The sequence below is a fragment of the Nocardia sp. NPDC088792 genome (assembly GCF_044750615.1).
Taxonomy (GTDB): Bacteria; Actinomycetota; Actinomycetes; order Mycobacteriales; family Mycobacteriaceae; genus Nocardia.
Genome location: NZ_JBIVKC010000003.1, coordinates 1301181 through 1319691, shown reverse-complemented (window position 1 = coordinate 1319691; position 18511 = coordinate 1301181). Strand labels below are relative to the sequence as shown.

The following is an 18511-nucleotide window of genomic DNA, read 5'->3' as shown; positions in this document are numbered from 1 at the left end:
GGGGTCAGCACAGTCGCGGCAGCTCTGCGCCGCGCAGCGGCTGCAGAGTCGATTCACTGCCCTGGGCATCCCGGAGAATGACCGCGGCACCGTCGCTTTCGGTGATCTCGCCGATCGCCACGGCGTGCCGCCCGTATCGGTGCCCGCGCAGTGCGGCGAGCACGGCATCGGTTGCGTCGGGGTCGACGAAGACGGCCACACAGCCTTCGTTGGCGCAGTGCAGGGGGTTGATGCCCAGCATGTCCGCCGCCATCGCCGTTTCGTGCTGGATGGGCAGCGCCGGTGTGTCGATGACGATGTCCTTGCCCACCGTGCCCGCGTACTCGTGCAATACGGCCGACAGACCGCCGCGGGTGACATCGCGCATCGAGCGGATCGAACCGGCGGGCACGGCGTCGAACAGTCCCTCGATCATGGTGTTCAGCGGTGCGCAGTCGCTGAGGACCCGGCTGTCGAAACCGAGACCCTCCCGGATCGACAGCAGGTGCACCGTGTGGTTCCCGATGGGACCGGACAGGATGACCGTGTCCCCGGGCCGTACGGCCGCCATCCGCAGGGGCTCCCTGGAGAAGAAACCGACCCCACTCGTATTGAGGTACAGCTGATCCGCTTCTCCCGTGCGGACCACCTTGGTATCGCCGCAGACGATGTGCACGCCCGCCTCGCGGGCGGTCTCCCGAATGGAAGTCAGCACCCGGTGCAGATGGTCGAACGGCAGCCCGGTCTCGAGGATCAGCCCGAGGGTGAGGTAGCGCGGGGTCGCGCCGGAGACCGCGAGATCATTGACGGTCCCGCAGACGGCGATCTTCCCGATGTCGCCATTGCCGAAGAAGGGTGGATCGACCACGAAGCTGTCCGTGGTCATGGCGATGCGGCCGCCCTCCACGGGAAGGATCGCGCTGTCCTCCATCTCGCCGATGTAGACCTCGCCCAAGGTCTCCGCGATAAAGCCGACGAGTTCGCCGGACAGGGTCGCGCCGGTGCCGTGGTCGAGCTGGATCTGCTGGGTCGCCAGAGTCACGGTGTCTTGGTCTCCTTCCGGGGGAGGCCGCCGTTCTCATCGATGATCTTCAGAATTTGCTCGGAATCGGCGATGGTGGCGCAGTAACCTTCGAGCCATTCGAGCGCCCGCTGCCGGTCGGCCTCGGCCGCGGAGAACACGCAGTCGCTCGGAACGCCGACAATGTATCCGCGAAAGAATGCGTCGGCCGCCGTTGTCTGGATACAGATCTGGGTTTGCAGACCGATGAGGATCAAGGTCTCCACGCCGAGCGCTTGGAGCCGCTCGTGCAGATCGGTCTCGTAGAAGCCGCTGTCCTTGCTCCGCTCCTGAATGATGTCGTCGGGGTCCAGGAACTCGCGAATCACCTCCGCGCCGGGGGTGCCCCGCAGCGCGGGGACCCGGCCGTCGTACCGTTCCGCGAGCGGATCGTCGGGCGTGTTGAGCAGCTGCAGGTGAAAAACGGGATGGCCGCGTTCACGCATGGCCGACAGGAATCCGGTGACATGGGCGGTGGCCGCGGTGATCGCCGCCTGACGCTCCGGATTCTTGCCGACGATATCGTACTGCAAACCGCTGGTAAGGACTGCGATCTTTGACATGTCGCCTACTTCGCTTAATTGGCCAATTCGGCTGCGCCCGCGAGGGATTGCAATTCCCGGGCGAAATTCGACCAGTTGTCCGCGCATTGTTGCGCGAATTCGATGAGGTGTTTTCGGGTATGGGGGAGAATGGTTTCGGCTATCTTCTCGATATCGCTGCTCCGCACCGCGCGCAGATGCAGCCAGCGCAGCAACTCGCGGCCGCTGTCGGTCATGCGCAGGGCTGGATCGCGGGACAGGAGATCCAGGAGGGCGCCGATATCCGCGGGCTTCTCGGGCTGAGGAGAAGGGGCGGGCCGATCCGCGGTGTCCGGGATTTTTCGCTCCGGCTCCGAAGGTGGACGGGGAGTTCTGTTTTCATTCGAATGGAGGAGGGGATCCTCCCCACTTCTCAGGCGGGTGCGGACATCACGAATCGTCGACGGGGACAGGCCCACCTCCTGCGCGATGCTGCGCAGCGACGCGTCCGGGCGGGCCAGGATCAGTTCGGCGGCGGTGCGCCGCGCCGAGGTCGTATCGACCGGCCGGAGGCGGCCGTCGGTGCCCAGACGATGGCTGGCCGGCCCATGGCCGTCGACGCGATGCCGAATCGAGGCCACGGTCTTGGCGGACAGGCCCGCGGTGGTCGCGATCGAACGATCCGACCAGTGCGGATGGGTTCGTATGATCCGCTCGGCGGCCGCGCGCCGATCGGTCAAGGACAGCGGCAGGCCGTGGGTCGTGTTCTCCCGGACCCCGACAATGAATGCGAGTTCCTCGGAACCATCCACCAGATATGCGTCAATATGTGTGAATCCCTTCAGTCGCGCAGCGGATGTACGGTGGAATCCGTCGATAACTCGCAGGGTGGGCCGATGGACAAGAATGGGCGGCATAGGCCATTCGGCCTCGACCAATCGTTCTATGTGGGAATGATCCTCACCCTCGGATCTGGGCGATCCGACAGTTACCAGCGATGCAATCTCCAGGGATGTTCTGACGCGGTTCAATTCGAGCATGGCTCCAAATGAGTAGTGCCACTTGGACTTTCAAGATCAGAGAACGAAAAGTACCGCAGCCGTGTGTTTTCGGCAAGGGGGTTTTGAATGTGCGGTGTGGCCACTGTGCTCTGCCATCGTCGCCTGCCTACGAGGATGTGCCGATCCACACCCGGTACGTCGACTCGCGGACTGTGCAACTAGGTCAAAGTCGCAGTTGCACAGCATTGTTCGAAGGAACTTCACAGGTTGGCGCGCCTCGCGGTGTGCGATTTCGCACACCTTCCGGGCTCACCGCCGGACGCCTCGGCCGGTGAGCTTTATAACGCCGCGTGTGCCCTTGTCGGCGGACCGGCATGTGCGGTAATGCCGTGCCCGAATACTGTTGATGTATACGTAAATTGCGGTAGATGTAAATCGGATTAACAGAGTCCACTCGGGGGAGTCGAATGAGCTATGCCAGTACATATCGGGTCTTGCGCGAGTGGAATCCGGACGGGTATGTGAACGCCGATGCCACGCCGGAGATGGCGGCGCGCGCGGTGGACCTGCTGCGCGCCGACGCCCTGCAGGTGCACGTCAACGCGGTCCAGGAGATCGTGATGCCGGAAGGGGATCGGGACTTCTCCGCCTGGCCGCGCAATCTCGCCCGACTGGGGGAGTCGCTCGGGGGGTTGTTACCGACGGGTAACTTGGAGCATATTATGATGCGACGAGCGACGAACGACATTGCGTCCCTTAGTAAGTGAAAGGCCACCGCATGAGCCCCCTGCAATTGACGCTGGGCATCATCTCCATCCTGATAGGTGTCCCCGCGTGGGCGGGGTTTGTCCTGGCGATCCGCAGAATGGTGCGCACCATCCGGCTGGGGCAGCCGGCGCCCGACCGCTTCGGGCCGTTCCTGCCGCGATTCGGCACCATGGTCAAGGAATTCGCCGCGCACACCCGCATGGTGAAGTTCCGGACCGTCGGCTGGGCGCACTGGCTCGTGATGGTGGGCTTCCTGATCGGCTTCGTGACCGTCTTCCAGGCGCAGGGGCAGATCTTCAGCCCCACCTTCACCTGGCCGTGGATCGGTGACACGCTCGCCTACCACCTGGCCGACGAGCTGCTGGGACTGGGCACCATCGTCGGTGCGGTGGCGCTCATCATCATTCGGCAGCGCAACCACCCGCGCCGTCCTGCCCGGCTGTCGCGTTTCTCCGGCTCGAACTTCCTGGCCGCCTACTTCGTCGAGGCGGTCGTGCTCGTCGAGGGCATCAGCATGGTCGGGGTGAAGGCGCTGGTGGAGGCCTACACCGGCGAGCACCACGTGGCCAGCGACTTCGTCAGCATGAATATCGCCCGGCTGCTGCCCGCCAGTGCGGCGGCGGTTTCGGTGTTCGCGTTCTTCAAGCTGATGTCAGCGCTGGTGTGGGTCGTGGTGGTCAGCCGGAATATCGACTGGGGTGTGGCGTGGCATCGGTTCGCGGCGTTCTTCAATATCTATTTCAAGCGTGAGGCCGACGGCTCGGTCGCACTCGGTGCGTTGAAGCCGATGCTGTCGCAGGGCAAGCCGATCGAGATGGAGACCGCCGACCCGGACAACGACACGTTCGGTGTCGGCAAGTTCGAGGACTTCTCCTGGAAGGGCATTCTCGACGTCACCACCTGCACCGAGTGTGGTCGCTGCCAGTCACAGTGCCCGGCATGGAACACCGGTAAGCCGCTCTCGCCCAAGCTGTTGATCATGTCGCTGCGCGACCACGGTTACGCCAAGGCGCCTTACCTGCTGGCGAATGGGAATGAGCGTGCGCTGGCCAGGATTTCGGAGGAAGCCCGCGCGGAGGCCGAGCGGCCGCTGGTGGGTGGTGAGGATGTGCACGGCATCATCGATCCGGAGGTGTTGTGGTCGTGCACGACGTGTGGTGCATGTGTGGAGCAGTGCCCGGTGGATATCGAGCATGTCGATCACATCATCGATATGCGCCGCTATCAGGTGTTGATCGAGTCGGAGTTCCCCTCGGAGCTGGCGGGGTTGTTCAAGAACCTGGAGAACAAGGGCAACCCGTGGGGTCAGAACGCCAAGGACCGCTTGAATTGGATCTCGGAGGTGGACTTCGAGATTCCGGTGTTCGGTAAGGACACCGACTCCTTCGACGGGTACGAATACCTGTTCTGGGTGGGCTGTGCGGGCGCCTATGAAGACCGTGCGAAGAAGACCACCAAGGCCGTGGCCGAACTGCTCGCGACGGCGGGGGTGAAGTTCATGGTGCTGGGTCAGGAGGAGACCTGTACCGGTGACTCGGCGCGCCGCGCGGGCAACGAGTTCTTGTTCCAGCAGTTGGCGATGCAGAACATCGAGTTGTTGAACTCGGTGTTCGACGGTGTCGAGCAGGCCAGGAAGAAGATCGTGGTCACGTGTGCGCACTGCTTCAACGCACTCAATAACGAGTATCCGCAGGTGGGCGGCAATTACGAGGTCGTGCACCACACCCAGTTGCTGAACCGGCTGGTGCGGGCCAAGGCGCTGATCCCGGTGTCGCCGGTCGCGCAGAACGTCACCTATCACGACCCGTGCTATCTGGGCCGGCACAACAAGATCTACAACGCGCCGCGTGAGCTGATGGAGGCCTCGGGCTCGACTTTGGTCGAGATGCCGCGCCATGGTGAGCGTTCCATGTGCTGTGGCGCCGGTGGCGCACGCATGTGGATGGAAGAACAGCTCGGCAAGCGCATCAACATCGACCGCGTGGATGAGGCCCTCGATACGTTGAAGGGCGGTAACGAGCCGTCGATGATCGCGACCGGCTGCCCGTTCTGCCGGGTGATGCTCACCGATGGTGTCACCGCTCGTAAGGATGGTGGCGAGGTCGGTCAGGGTGTCGAGGTCGTCGACGTCGCCCAGTTGATGCTGCAGTCCATCGACCGCATCGACTCCTCGGTGCTGACCGAGAACCTGAAGGTCATCCAGCAGCCCAAGATCGAAGAGCCCGAACCGGTCTCGACCGCCGAGCCGGTCCAGGCCGAGGCCGCGGTGGCCGAGGCGCCGGCCGAGTCGGCCACGAAGGCTCCGGCCGGTGGTGGCCTGGGTATGAAGGGCGGCGCGAAGGCCCCCGGTGGCAAGGGCCTGGCCATGAAGGGCGGCCTGAAGGCACCGGGCGCAAAGGCCGCGGCCCCCGCCGAAGCGGCCCCGGCCGCCGAGGCAGCCTCCGAGGCGACCGCGGCGCCGGCTCCGGCCAAGGGTCTCGCCATGAAGGGCCCCGCGAAGGCTCCGGGCAAGGGCCTGCAGATGAAGGGCGGCCTCGAGGCCCCCGGCGCAAAGGCGGCCGCCGACGCGACAGCAGCCGAATCCGCTTCGGCCCCGGCCGAATCCGCGGCGGCGGAGACCAGCGCTCCCGCGGCCCCGACCGCCAAGGCGGGCGGCCTGGCCATGAAGGGCGGGCTCAAGGCGCCGGGCGGCAAGGGCCTGCAGATGAAGGGCGCAGCCAAGGCGCCGGGCGCCAAGCCCGCCGCCGAGGCTGACAGTTCTGCGTCCGCGCCGGAAAACGCTGTGAGCGAAGGTGTTACGGGCGCATCGACTGCCAAGAGCGAGGCCAAGCCGTCCATCGCGCCCAAGGGCCTGGCCATGAAGTCCGGCCTCAAGCGTCCCGGGCCGAAGGCTCCCGGTGCCGCTGCTCCCGCCGCTCCGGCTGCGGAAGCGCCTGCCGCCCCGGCTGGTTCGGCACCGCAGGCACCGGCCGAACCGGCAGCCTCGCAGAGCAATGGCACCTCGGAGGGCAATGGCACCGCCACACCGCCCGCCGCCAAGCCGGGTGGCCTCGGCTTCAAGTCGGGCATGAAGGCTCCGGGCCGGAAGAACTAGGCCGGCCCGAAACTCGGGGCGGTCGAAGCTGATTGATACGGGCGGCGTCACCCACGGGTGGCGCCGCCCTTGTTGTCAGGGGAAGCGTTTGGTGATGGCGGTGGCGATGGCTTCGGGGGCGTGTTCTTGGATGAATTGGCGGGCTTGGGGGAGCTCTACTACCTCGACGTCGGTGAATGTTGCCCGCATGCGGGGGATGTGGGCTTTGGGGCGGTAGACCGGGTCTTTCATACCCCAGACCAGGAGGGTCGGCTTGTTGCCGAGGTGGGCGGGGACGTCTCGGGCGAGTTGGTCCAGGAGGGGGCGGGCGTCGACGATCTGCTTGGCCATGACGCCGAGGCCGTGGCGGGCCTCGGGGGTGGGCTGGACGAGGCGGTAGTGGTCGGCCTCTGCGGGGGTGAGTTTGCGGCCGAGCTCCCCGAGGAGGAATCCCTCGATGAGGAAGCCCTTGTCGAGTACGCGACGCTGCATCGGGCCGGTGCGGATGAGCCGGCCGAAGACTCGGTTGGCCAGGGCCTCGGGCGGCCAGAACAAGGTATTGCCCAGGACGATGCCGCGCAGGCGGTCCGCGCGGGTGGTGACCGCACCCAGGCCGATGGGGCCGCCCCAATCGTGCCCCATCACCAGGAAGTCGTCGAGTTGCAGGTGATCGATGAGCTCGCCCAGGACGGCGGTGTGCTCGGCGACCGTGAAGCCGAAACCCGCTGGGCGTTCGGACAATCCGAAACCCAGATGGTCGACCGCGATGCAGCGGTACCGGCCCCGCAGTTCCGTCACAATGTGGCGGTACAGGAAGCTCCACGTCGGGACACCGTGGCAGAACAGGATTGTCGGTCCGGACCCCTCGTCTATGTAGTGCACCCGGCCCGCCGATGAGTCGAACCAGCGGGACTCGAAGGGATACAGGTTCTTGTCGGGAACGAAGTCGATCAGCATGGGAACCTCTCTGCGATACAAGACGATGTCTGATATACCCCGGCCACTCGTAATCCCGTGAATCGCACTGCGATGGAATTGCACAAGATGGTGTGCAACTGATGAATGCGGCGGTTGGACACCGTTGGGGCACAACGCATTTAATGTATGCTCGCTGAGGATCACTGATACGCCGTATAGGGATTGATGGGGCGTGGCTGAAACTATTTCGATACCGACGCTCGATGAGTTTCTGAGCAGGTCGGCGGAAGACAGAATTGATTGGGTAAATTCTTCCGAGGGGCATACCAAGGGTTTTCTGGGGCGAGTCGGGCTTTTTCTTTCCTTCGCGCGTCCGCGCACGTGCCTGCCCGGGATGCTGGCATTCGGCCTGTCCTGCAAGCTACTCGGGCAGGCGATCGATGCGGATGTGCTGATCGGCTTGGTGATCACCTTCCTGTACAGCGCGGTCGCGAATCTGTTCAACGGTTACTCCGATGTAGCCGAGGACAATGAGAATCTGCCTGCCCGCCTGTATCTGCTCGGCCTCTTCGGTCGGCAGCGGTTGCTGCGCAGTGCCTACGCGGTGTGTGCGATCATGCTGGCGCTGGCGGCCCTCGTCGGCCCCGTTTTCCTTGCGCTGACGGTGATTTGCGTGCTCATCGCGCACCAGTACTCCCTACCGCCATTCCGGGTGAAGGAGCGGCCGGTGTTGTCGATCGGCCTCTTCGCCTTGGACGTCGCCTTCCCGTTCCTCATGGCTCCTGCCGTGGCGAAACACGGACCGGCAATAGTCGGGAATTGGCAGTTCATTCTGATGGCCGCCTATCTGTTCGTGTGGTTCGTGGCGAAAGGGTTGGTGAAGAACCTGCCCGACTACCACGGCGATCGGAATGCCGGTCTGAAGACCTCGGCGACGATCCACAGCACCCGCCGGCGCGCGGCGGTGGCGGCCGCGGCCGCGACCATCGCCGTCTACCTGGGCCCCGTATTCCTGGTGGCCAGTGGTCATTTCGCGGACAAGTACCTGCTGACCCTGGTGTGGTTCCCGGTCGTCTGCGTGCAGGCCGCGCGCATGATCCTGCGCGCGGACAGCCAGTCGGCGAACAACATGCTGCGTTTCGACATGGTGGTCTCGACGGGATACCTGTCGACCTGGGTGCTGGTGGCGGATCCGTCGCTGTCCTCGATCAGCCTGGTCGCCGGGTCGCTGATCGTCATTTTCCTGATGGACGCGCTGAAGCTCGATACCCGCAGAAAGAAGGATGTCGCGTGATTCCGACCGAGTACCGCGCGGATGAAGAGAGCACCTGTTCGACTGTCACGCTGGACCTTTCGAACAACGCACTGCCCTTCGCGCCGCTGCCCAGTGTCCGCAAGGCCATCGAGGCCGAAGTGGATCGCGCGGCGGATTACCCGCCGGCCGCCTATGGCGCGCTGCGGGCGGCCATCGCCGACTTCGTGGGCTGCGGACCCGACCAGGTCATCGTGGGACCGGGTAGCGTGGGCGTGCTCGGATACGTGATGCGCCGGGTGGCCGGTAGCGGCGGCCGGGTCGTCTACGCGGTCCCGGCCTTCGACGCCTACGAGCGCGTGGTGGTGGACGCGGGTGGGACGCCGGTGCCGGTGTGGGGCACGGGAATCCGCTGGCAGTCGCCGGCGGCCATGGTGGCCGCGGCCGGGGACGACGTGGCCGCGATCCTGATCTGCACGCCGCACAACCCGACCGGCGAGCGGATGGGTCCCGACGAGATCGAGATGATCCTGTCGGCCGTTCCACGTCACACCGTTGTCGTGGTGGACGAGGCCTATATCGACTTCGACCATAAGGCGGACGCCGCGGCAAGCCTCGGTCTGACCCGTATGCATCCCAATCTCATTGTCATGCGGACCTTTTCGAAGGCGTACGGTCTCGCGGGCCTGCGGGTCGGATACGCCGTCGGCGACGCCGAGCTGATCGGCGCGTGCCGGACCGCCGCCCTGCCCTTCGGTGTGAACCGGCTGGCGGTGGCCGCGGCCATCGCCTCCCTGGACGTGCGCGACGAGCTCGCCGGCCAGGTCGAACTGGTCGTGCACGGCCGCGCGCTGCTGACGGAATCGGTTCGCGCGCAAGGACTCGCGGTACCCGAGTCGTACGGCAACTTCCTGTGGTTGCCGACGCGAAACCCCACGCCGCTGGTGAATCGCTTCTCCCGTGGCGGGATCGCGGTGCGGGCATACCCGGACCTCGGCGTCCGGATCACCGTGCCCGCCCTGGAACACCTTGATGACGTCGTTGCCGCATTCGCGGAGGGATACAGCCGGATGGAGGCAAGCGCATGCCACAGATGAATCCGCACCTGGGGGCCGATCTGTTGGGTCGTCCACGATTCGCGGACGCGCTCGTGGATCGATTGGTCCGCAATAACGTGCGATACCTGTTCGGGATGCCCGCGGAGTCGGTCAACTGCCTGGTGGACGCGGTCGGTCGGCGCGAGGAGATCGGCCTGATCGCGGTCCGCCACGAGAGCGCGGCCTCCTGGATGGCGGTCGGCTACGCTCGGGGCTCGGGCACCGTCGGGGTCTGCTTCGGCACGGCCGGTCCCGGTGCGACGCACCTGCTTCCGGGCGTATACGACGGGCTGTACGACCGCGTGCCCGTGCTGGCCATCTCCGGGCAGGTGCCGCTGGCGGGCATCGGCACCCGGTCGTTCCAGGAGATCGATTCCGCGCGGCTGTTCCGCGACGGCACGTGGCGGTCCTCGGACATCATGTCGGCCGACCAGATCGGCGTCTTCGAGCAGATCGTGTTGGCCATCCGGCTGGAGCAGACCTCGGCGCACGTCGCCATCCCGTCGGACCTGCTGCACGCCCCGATCGACGACGCGGAACAGCCGAGCCCGTACCGGCTCGATCGCCGGACCGCGGCCAAGGTCGACAAAAAGCGCGTCGAGGATCTCGCCGATCACCTGTGCGCGAACCCGGCGGTCATCGTATTGGGTTCCGGCAGTCAGGAATCGGTCGATCGCGCCCGCGTCCTGGCGGGCGCGCTGGACGCCCGGCTGGTGGCCCTACCGGAGTCGGGAATTCCGGAAGCACTGGTGACCCCGGTCGAGAACGAGGGCGTCGCCGACGGGAGCGTGCTGTTGATCGGCCGCCCGACGGTCGGTGTGCGACGGCACTTTCCGGTCGTGCGGAACCTGATCGAAATCACCGATCTCGCCACATCCGGGTTCGACACGGGCGCTCGGCGCATCGGCATCGCCGGTGACATCCCCGCGATTCTGGAATCGCTGGCCGCCGCGGTGTCGAGTCGACGCGGCGCACCCGCGCAGAATTCGGGGGACACGTCCGTGATACCGCGCCACGAGGACCTGCCCGACGGCTGGGCGGTGCTCGCCCAGCGGCTGGAGGGGGCCTCGGTCGCCGTGGATCCCGGTCCGGTCCAGCGGCTTTCGCGCCGATTCCTCAGTGCGCACGCGGATATCCACAGCGCGTGGAACCTGCGGGCCGAGGGCTCGGCGCTGCCGATGGCGATCGGCCTCGCCCTCGCGGCCCAGGACCGGGCCTACGCGCTGACCGAACTCGCGGCACTGGACCAGTACATCTCCGAGCTGTCCACCGCCGTGCGCTACACGGTGCCCGTCACCGTCGTATGCGCCGCCGAGTCCGGTGCGACGGCCCGGGATCTGGCCACCGCCTTCGGGATTCAGGTCTTCTGGGCGGACAGCCCGGACGAGTTGGCCGCGCGGCTGGACGAGGCCGGACGGATCGAGGGGCCGGCGGTCATCCTGACTTCCGTCTTGGAGATGGAATCAGCACCGGTCGAGGAGACACCCGCGGAGGTCGTGCGGTACACGAATGATCTGCTCGAGGCGATCACGGCCCATGGCATCGGCGCGGTGTACCTCTCACGAACAGGTTGCGCGCGAATCGGTCTCGCGGATGAAGTGCCTTCCAATCTCGACCTGCATGTGGTCGCCGATATCCAGGCGGCCGCCATGCGTGCCACCGCGGCCTTCAAGGCCGAGGGGCAGACGGCCTGCGCCCTGGTCACCTCGCCCGCCGAACTGCTCGGACAGCTGAACGGCCTCTACGACGCCGCGTTCGACAGCGCGTCGGTGCTGCTGATCTCGATGGAGATCGACCGATGGTTCCTGGATCCGGTGGACCTCCTGGGGGAGATCTCGGCGATCTCGGTGGTACTGGACGGCGGCCCCCAGGACTCCGCGCGCCTGCGCGACGCCTTGCGGACCGTCGCCGGTGGCGGCAAGGGCGTGACGCACATTCACATCACCGCGTCGGCGATCGCGGCGGGCAGTAGCTCGGCGCTCGTGGAAAGCGCACGTGCGCTGGGAATTCCGGCCTCACTGATCGGACTGCCCGGCAGTACCGTGGCCGCCCACGACGAGATCCTGCGGGCCGCCGAGCTCCTCGGCGCGGCCGAGGACGTCTCGATCATCGTCGGCCGCGGGGCGTCCGGCGCCCGGCGCGAACTCCTCGAACTGGCATCCCGGCTCGGCTCTCCCCTGTACTGCACCATGGGCGCGTTGGCCGCGAATGTGGTCGGCGAGCATTGCGACGGCCTGGTCGGCACCTCCGGCCACGACGAGGCCATGCAGCACATCCGCCGCAGCGACCTCGTCATCCTGGTCGGCGTCTCCTGGCGCGGTTCCGCCTTCGAACTCGTCGGCAACGCGCCGGTGATCTCGGTCAACGCCGATCCGCTGACCTTCCTGCGGCTGCCGCCGGAATCGATCGGCCTGCTCGGCGACGCCCGCGAAATGCTCGAGGCCCTGATCGGCTGCGCGAAAGAGCCTATCGCCGTGACCGCTTCGATCCGGACCGACGCCAGCGTGCGCCGGCGACCACGGGAGAATGCCCGGCAGCTGCGGGCCGCCACGGTCGCGCAGATCATCGATCATGAACTGGCGCAGTCGAAGAGACGCTCCACCCTGAGCGTGGACGTCGGCATCAATACGCTGTGGGCCTACCGCTTCGTTCGCTCGGCATCCAGGTATCTGTGGACCGCTTCGTTCGCCACCATGGGATTCGCGGTCCCGGCGGCGATCGATGTCGCCGAGCGCAATCCCGCCGACATCTCCGTCGCCATCGTCGGCGACGGCGGCATCGGCATCACCCTGGCCGAGCTCCGCAATGCCGCGCGGCTCGAATCCACCACGGTCATAGTCGTTTTCAACAATGGCGCCCTGGCCGCCATCAAGTTCGAGAGCTGGATCATGGGCTGGCCGGACACCTCCTCGGAGTTCGCCCCCTGCGATTTCGCGAGCTTCGCGCGCCACTGCGGGGTTCCCGCGGTCACGGCGCGAACCTCGGAGGAATTCGGCATTGCCTTCCGGTCCGCGCTGCGCACCGACGGCCCGACCCTCATCGACGCGCGCATCCCGGCGGTGGAGGCCCCGGCGCTCGCGGGCCGGATCCATCTGCGCCAGGTGATCGGATTGGTCTCGGGCTGGCTGCGTGACGGCAAGTCCGCGCGCTCCGGCGCCTGGTCGATGGTGAAGGCGGTCGCCGCCGACGCGGCCGTGCAGGCAATGCGCCGGGTGGGGCCGCGCGAATGAAGTGTCCGGGCAACAAGAGAGGAGGCCGCGCATGACGGGGACCCGTCCGGCCACGCCGCAGGCCATGTTCACGAAGATCGCGCCACGCTATGACCTGGTGAATTCGGTCATGACCCTGGGCGGCGACACCAGGCTCCGCCGCCGGGCGGTGCGCATGCTGCGGCTGCGGCCCGCTTCCCGGGTGCTGGATCTCGCGGCGGGGACGGCGGCCATCGCGACCGCGCTGGCGGCCGAATACCGTTTTCCCGTCGCCTATTTCGGCGTCGATCTCAATGAGCAGATGCTGGAGGTCGCCGAACGCAAGCTGACTCGGCTGCGGCCGGAACACCCGCGCAGCAGCTGGGATGCCATGCGCGGCAGCGCGGAAGACGTCAGCTTCGAGTCATCGTCCTTCGACGCCGTCACCATGTGTTTCGCGCTCGACGACATGGACGATCCGGCCGCCGCGCTGTCGGAGACCGTCCGCGTGCTCCGCGATGACGGACGCTTTCTCCTGATAGAACTCGCGATGCCCGACAACCCGGTGCTGCTCACGCTGATGCGGCTGCGCTTGGCGGTGACCCGCCGGATCGCCGGCCTTTTCGGTCTGGATCCCGTCGCCCACATGACCGAGGAAGTGGCGTCGGATCGCGGTGCGGACTACACCATCTCCCGCTGTGAGAACGCGGGCCTGACGTTGGAGACAGAGGCCCGGTACCACGGTGGCCTGGTCCGTGCGTACGTCTTCCGTAAGTAGAAGGATTCCCCATGGCCGATCAATGCCCGCATCTCGCGGCACCGAAGGTGCACTCCGTCACCAGCATCACCAGCCGTCGCCTCTCCAACAGGCACCTGCCCGGTCCGCCCGGCCGCGGCCTCATGGGCTCGTATCCCGAGTACTCGAAGGATCGCAACAAATTCCTGCGCGAGGCGGTCCGGCAGTACGGGGACGTCGTCCGAATCAAGCTCCCGCTGCGCGACCTCGTCGTCCTGGGCAATCCGGAAGACGTGCACAAGGCAATGAGCGACACGTCCGGGGACTACAGCAAATTCGGCAATTATCATCCGGCGCTGGCCAAGCGGCAGAACGGTCTCTCGTTCATCGAGGGTGAGATCTTTCGGGAACGCCGGCGCATCGTCAGTCCGCTGGTCACGCGCGACGGCCTGAAGAACACCTTCCAGGCCAATGTCGACGCCTACCTGCAGACCCTGGACGCGAATATCGCCGACGCGACCGACGCCGACGGCGTCACCGACTTGCAGGAGGTGATCTTCCAGACCCTGCTGCGCGGTGTGCTCGCGCAGACGTACACCGATCCCTTCACTCCCAAGGAGATGAAGGAACTGCACGAGGGCATGGCGACTTTCACCAAATTCCTGGGCTCGACGCTGAAGATCGCCGATCCGCCGAATCTGGTGCGACCGTGGGGTCCGTACAAGATTCGGCCGTGGACGGTGTACTCCGCGGCGATGATCGTCAAGAATCGCGTTGTCGAGCGGCAGAATTCACCGGCGCTGGGCACCTACGGCGATGTCCTGGACGGCATGGTGCTCGGGTACAAGAAGCTGAAAACCCCCATGACCTTCTGGGACCTGTGCTTCGACGTGGCGACCATGACCAGCGCCTCGTACGGCACCACCGCCGGTGCCATCACCCAGACCGTCGTGCGCACGCTCCTCGATGCCGAGGCGACCGATCGCCTGGTGCAGGAGTGCGGCACCGTCGACCTGTCGCAGCCGACCATCGACTCGGTGCGCAGCCTGCGCTGGGCGAAGGCCTGTTTCGAGGAATCGATTCGGATGCAAGGCTTTCCGCTGCTGCTGCGATTCACCGCGACCGGCGCGAATTTCCAAGGGCTCGACATCGCGCCGAACACCATGCTGGGAGCGCCCATCTCGACGATCCACCGCGATCCGCGCTGGTGGACCGATCCCGACACCTTCGATCCGAATCGGTTCTACGACCAGAGCAAACGGGTCGATCAACCGCGCCTGCTGCACTTCCTGGCGTGGGGCGCGGGCCCGCACCGATGCACCGGCGCCCAACTCGGATACCTGATCGCCCCCTACCTCGTCGCGCTGATCCTGAGCCAGTACAAGGTCGAAATACCGCCGGATTTCACGCTGCGTGAGGACACCGGCCTGGCGCCGACCATCAAGGGCGGCTTCCGAGTTCGATTGATGCGACGTTGAAAGCCTTCAGCCGGAAAGAATCTGAGAGAGGACTTGATGAAATTGGCAGAGCGGTACGATATTGCGGCCCCCATCTACGACCGAACCGCGTGGGTGCTGTCCCTGGGCGGGATCGACAAGCTGCACCCGGCGCTGGTCGCCGATCTGGACCTGTCCGGTAAGACGGTGGCCGATCTCGGATGCGGTACCGGGCTCGCCTTTCCGGCGCTGATCGAGGCGATCGGCCCGTCGGGCCGGGTGATCGGGTTGGACAGCAACGCGGCCATTCTCGCCAAGGCGGAAAAGCGGGTGGTGGCCAACGGGTGGAGCAACGTGAAGCTCGTGGTCGACGATATCGCGACGACGCCGCTGCTCCAGGATGTCGACGTGGTGTTCAGTTGCATTGCGATGAGCTGTGTTCCGGACCCGTCGGAGAAGCTGAACGAACTGCTCGCGAACCTGAAGCCCGGCACTGTCGTCCGCATTATCGATGCCCTGCCGCGCACCTCGGGCTTCGGGTATCAGGCCATCAACGGCTACAACTTCCTGAAGTCCTTCATCGTCGGGTCGCACTACAAGAAGCTCGAGCCCTTCGCTCGGGTCTTCACCGACCAGTTGAGCGACGTGGTCATCGACAGCGTGCACGGCGGCATGTACACGCGCCTCACGGGTGTCAAGGGCGCATAGCGCGAATTCCGGAAGCGAGGCGAGCGCCGCCGCGGGTGTGCGGCGCGCCCGCTCGATTCCGCTCACGAAGGTGTCCTGGTTTGCGAAATGAATTGACCCTCGATGGCGGTACGAAGAGGTTCGCCGGCAATCTCGTGCTGGACAACGTGGGCCTGTCGATAGATCGCGGTGAATTCCTCGCGGTGCTTGGGCCGAGCGGCAGCGGCAAGTCCACCCTGCTGCGGGTGCTGGCGGGCCTGGAGCAGCTGACCGCGGGAACCGTGCGCTGGAGTGCGGACGGCACCCGCCCGCGCACCGGTGTGGTGTTCCAGCAGGCCCTGCTGCTGCCCTGGCTGACCGTCATCGAGAACATCTCGGTGGCCCGGCGCTTCAGCGCTCACCGGCAGGACTTCGACCGGAAGTATCCCGAAACCCTGTTGCGGCGTTTCGGTTTGGACGGCCTCGCGGACCGCTTTCCGAACGAGCTGTCGGGCGGTCAGGCCCAGCGCGTGGCCGTGTTGCGGGCGGCCGCGACCCGGCCGCGGCTGCTGCTGCTCGACGAACCGTTCAGCGCGTTGGATCCGGCGACGCGAATCGACCTGCGGCAGTGGCTGTCCGAGTTGGTCGCCGACCTCGCGGCGACGGTCGTGCTCATCACCCACGACGTCGACGAGGCGATCGCATTGGCGGATCGGATCGTGCTGCTCGATCGGGGCCGGATCCGGCGCGAGTGGAGCGAGGTGCGCTCCGGCGGCGAAACGTCGGCGCTGCGGGCGGACATCCTCGGGCAGTATCACCCGGTCGAGGTCGTGGTGTCGTGACGGCCTTTTCGAGACGGCACCTGCTGGCCGGCGCCACCGGGCTCACCGTGGCCGCCGGGCTCTTCGGCACCGCGGACCTCGCGCGCAGCGCCGCCACCGCGGGACAGCGCCGGGAGACCGCGCTGCGCATCGGCTACCTGCCGATCACCGACGCGGCCCCGCTACTGGTCGCGCATGCGGCGGGCCTGTACCCGTCCGGGGTGAGCAGCGGCAAACCCGTGCTGTTCCGCAGCTGGGCCGGACTGGCGGAGGCTTTCGTGTCCCGCCAGATCGATGTCGCGCACCTGCTCATGCCGATGGCGCTGCAACTCCAGCGGGTCCTCGGCGCGGGGGTGCGGGTGCTGGGCTGGAATCACACCAATGGCTCGGCATTGACCGTGGCACCGGACATCACGGACCTGGACCAGCTGGCCGGAACCCAGGTCGCCATCCCGTTCTGGTGGTCCATCCACAATATCGTCCTGCAACAGCTGCTCCGGGCCCACGACATTACGCCGGTGGTCCGGCGCGGCGCCTCGCGATCGGGCCGCACCGTCGAACTGATCGTCATGAGTCCGTCGGATATGGTGCCCGCCTTGGCGAATCGCTCGATCGCGGGCTACGTGGTGGCCGATCCGTTCAACGCCATCGCGCAGATCAAGAAGATCGGGCGGATCCACACCTTCCTCGGTGACGTGTGGCGCGATCACGCCTGCTGTGTCGTGGTCACCCGCGACGACGTGATCGCCGACCGGCCCGCCGCGGTGCAGGCGGTCATGGACGCCGTGGTGTCCGCGCAGCTGCGCATCACCGCGGACCGGAATCGCGCCGCCGACACCCTGACCTCCGGAAGCTATCTGCCCCAGCCGCTTCCGGCGGTACGCACCGCGCTCACCTACCCCGCGCCGCCCTACCCACTGCGGCACCCGGAGTGGTCGCCGCAGCTGGTGGGATTCCAGCCGTACCCCTACCCGAGTTTCACCCGCAAGCTCGTGGAGGCGATGCACGACACGGTGGTCGACGGCGACCGCGGCTTCCTGGACGACCTGGATCCGGGCACGGTGCACGGGGAGCTGGTGAACGACTCCTTCGTGCTGAATTCGATTGCGGCACACGGCGGAACACAGGCCTTGGGGCTGCCCGCCGACCTCGTGAGAGCTGAACAGGTGAACCTGCTGTGACTGCTACCTTCGTTCGATCGACGCCGATTCCGCAGGCCGCGTCCCGGTCGGTTCTCGCCAAGGCCTGGCCCCCGGTCGCGGCCATCGTGCTCACGGTGTTCCTCTGGTGGCTGGTGACATCGGTGCTGTCGCCGGAGCATTCGCTACTGCGCCAGACCGCGCCGCAGCGGGCGCTGCCCGCGATCGCCGACCTGTATCAGCGTGGCGTGCTGGTGTCGGATTCGGCGATCAGCCTGTGGCGCTTGCTCATCGGCCTGGCCATCGCCATGGTGATCGGAGTGCCGGCGGGCCTGCTGATCGGGCTGAGCACCCGGATCCAAAGCGCGGCAACGCCGGTCATGCAGTTTCTGCGCATGATCTCCCCGCTGTCCTGGACTCCGATCGCGGTCGCGCTGTTCGGGATCGGCAATCAGCCGGTGTATTTCCTGGTAGCGGCGGCGGCCGTCTGGCCCATCCTGCTGAACACGGTGTCCGGGGTGCACGCGATCGACCGCGGGTTCCTGGATGTGGCGCGGTCGTTTCACGCGACCCGCCTGGAACAACTGCGGGTGGTGATCATTCCGGCGGTCCGCGATCACGTGCGGACCGGCCTGCGCCTCGGGCTCGGCACCGCCTGGATCGTGCTGGTCCCGGCCGAGATGCTCGGCGTGCGCTCGGGCCTGGGCTACCAGATTCTCAATGCCCGGGATCAGTTGGCCTACAACCAGGTTGTGGCCATCATCCTCGTCATCGGCGTGCTCGGCTCCGCGGTGGATTTCGTGGCGAGCCGCCTGCCCGGGCGGACCTTCAACAAGTGAGCTCGACGAATCCGGAG

Annotated in this window: 15 protein-coding genes; 11 read left to right on the top strand and 4 right to left on the bottom strand. The window is 66.4% G+C overall.

What is annotated here, in order from left to right; all coding sequences use genetic code 11:
• Positions 1 to 4: 4 nt before the first annotated feature.
• The 3 genes from hypE to ACIP5Y_RS24115 are packed head-to-tail and all read right to left on the bottom strand — an operon-like array spanning position 5 to position 2372.
• The gene (gene hypE / locus ACIP5Y_RS24125; RefSeq protein WP_400352929.1) at positions 5 to 1021 is read right to left on the bottom strand and encodes a hydrogenase expression/formation protein HypE; all 1017 of its coding nucleotides are present in this window, start codon (positions 1019 to 1021) and stop codon (positions 5 to 7) included.
• A complete protein-coding gene (locus ACIP5Y_RS24120; RefSeq protein ID WP_400352927.1) occupies positions 1018 to 1602 on the bottom strand; it encodes an isochorismatase family cysteine hydrolase in 585 nt (194 codons plus the stop codon). Before ACIP5Y_RS24120 ends, hypE begins: the two co-directional genes overlap by 4 nt.
• Positions 1603 to 1616: 14 nt before the next feature.
• Positions 1617 to 2372 carry a hypothetical protein gene (locus ACIP5Y_RS24115; RefSeq protein WP_400352925.1) on the bottom strand — a complete coding sequence of 252 codons (756 nt, stop codon included), beginning with the start codon at positions 2370 to 2372 and terminating at the stop codon, positions 1617 to 1619.
• 656 nt (positions 2373 to 3028) lie between these two features.
• On the opposite strand from ACIP5Y_RS24115, the gene ACIP5Y_RS24110 reads away from it, so the two are divergent.
• Together ACIP5Y_RS24110 and ACIP5Y_RS24105 are read left to right on the top strand one after the other, a co-directional pair.
• Positions 3029 to 3328 (top strand): hypothetical protein, encoded by a 300-nt coding sequence (locus ACIP5Y_RS24110; protein WP_400352924.1) that lies wholly within the window; start codon positions 3029 to 3031, stop codon positions 3326 to 3328.
• A gap of 11 nt (positions 3329 to 3339) precedes the next feature.
• On the top strand, positions 3340 to 6423 hold the full coding sequence (locus ACIP5Y_RS24105) for a (Fe-S)-binding protein (protein WP_400352922.1): 3084 nt from the start codon (positions 3340 to 3342) through the stop codon (positions 6421 to 6423).
• 75 nt (positions 6424 to 6498) lie between these two features.
• Here ACIP5Y_RS24105 and ACIP5Y_RS24100 read toward each other — a convergent pair whose 3' ends face one another.
• The gene (locus tag ACIP5Y_RS24100) at positions 6499 to 7359 is read right to left on the bottom strand and encodes a haloalkane dehalogenase (RefSeq protein WP_400352920.1); all 861 of its coding nucleotides are present in this window, start codon (positions 7357 to 7359) and stop codon (positions 6499 to 6501) included.
• 355 nt (positions 7360 to 7714) lie between these two features.
• Here ACIP5Y_RS24100 and ACIP5Y_RS24095 point away from each other — a divergent pair, with 355 nt between their 5' ends.
• From ACIP5Y_RS24095 to ACIP5Y_RS24055, 9 genes are all read left to right on the top strand, one after another.
• Positions 7715 to 8614 carry a UbiA family prenyltransferase gene (locus ACIP5Y_RS24095; RefSeq protein WP_400352919.1) on the top strand — a complete coding sequence of 300 codons (900 nt, stop codon included), beginning with the start codon at positions 7715 to 7717 and terminating at the stop codon, positions 8612 to 8614.
• Positions 8611 to 9669 carry a pyridoxal phosphate-dependent aminotransferase gene (locus ACIP5Y_RS24090; protein WP_400352917.1) on the top strand — a complete coding sequence of 353 codons (1059 nt, stop codon included), beginning with the start codon at positions 8611 to 8613 and terminating at the stop codon, positions 9667 to 9669. Before ACIP5Y_RS24095 ends, ACIP5Y_RS24090 begins: the two co-directional genes overlap by 4 nt.
• Positions 9657 to 12899, top strand: coding sequence for a thiamine pyrophosphate-binding protein (locus ACIP5Y_RS24085; RefSeq protein WP_400352915.1), 3243 nt, complete (start codon positions 9657 to 9659; stop codon positions 12897 to 12899). Before ACIP5Y_RS24090 ends, ACIP5Y_RS24085 begins: the two co-directional genes overlap by 13 nt.
• A 31-nt stretch (positions 12900 to 12930) precedes the next feature.
• The gene (locus ACIP5Y_RS24080) at positions 12931 to 13635 is read left to right on the top strand and encodes a class I SAM-dependent methyltransferase (RefSeq protein WP_400352913.1); all 705 of its coding nucleotides are present in this window, start codon (positions 12931 to 12933) and stop codon (positions 13633 to 13635) included.
• 11 nt (positions 13636 to 13646) lie between these two features.
• Positions 13647 to 15071, top strand: a complete 1425-nt coding sequence (locus tag ACIP5Y_RS24075; RefSeq protein WP_400352911.1) for a cytochrome P450 — start codon at positions 13647 to 13649, stop codon at positions 15069 to 15071.
• 36 nt (positions 15072 to 15107) lie between these two features.
• Entirely contained in the window at positions 15108 to 15737 is a 630-nt protein-coding gene (locus ACIP5Y_RS24070) for a class I SAM-dependent methyltransferase (protein WP_400352909.1), read from the top strand.
• Between the two features lie 134 nt (positions 15738 to 15871).
• Positions 15872 to 16537, top strand: a complete 666-nt coding sequence (locus ACIP5Y_RS24065) for an ABC transporter ATP-binding protein (RefSeq protein ID WP_400353884.1) — start codon at positions 15872 to 15874, stop codon at positions 16535 to 16537.
• Positions 16534 to 17697: an ABC transporter substrate-binding protein gene (locus ACIP5Y_RS24060; RefSeq protein WP_400352907.1), complete on the top strand. Its 1164-nt coding sequence runs from the start codon at positions 16534 to 16536 to the stop codon at positions 17695 to 17697. Before ACIP5Y_RS24065 ends, ACIP5Y_RS24060 begins: the two co-directional genes overlap by 4 nt.
• A gap of 26 nt (positions 17698 to 17723) precedes the next feature.
• On the top strand, positions 17724 to 18494 hold the full coding sequence (locus tag ACIP5Y_RS24055; protein ID WP_400353882.1) for an ABC transporter permease: 771 nt from the start codon (positions 17724 to 17726) through the stop codon (positions 18492 to 18494).
• Positions 18495 to 18511: the final 17 nt, after the last annotated feature.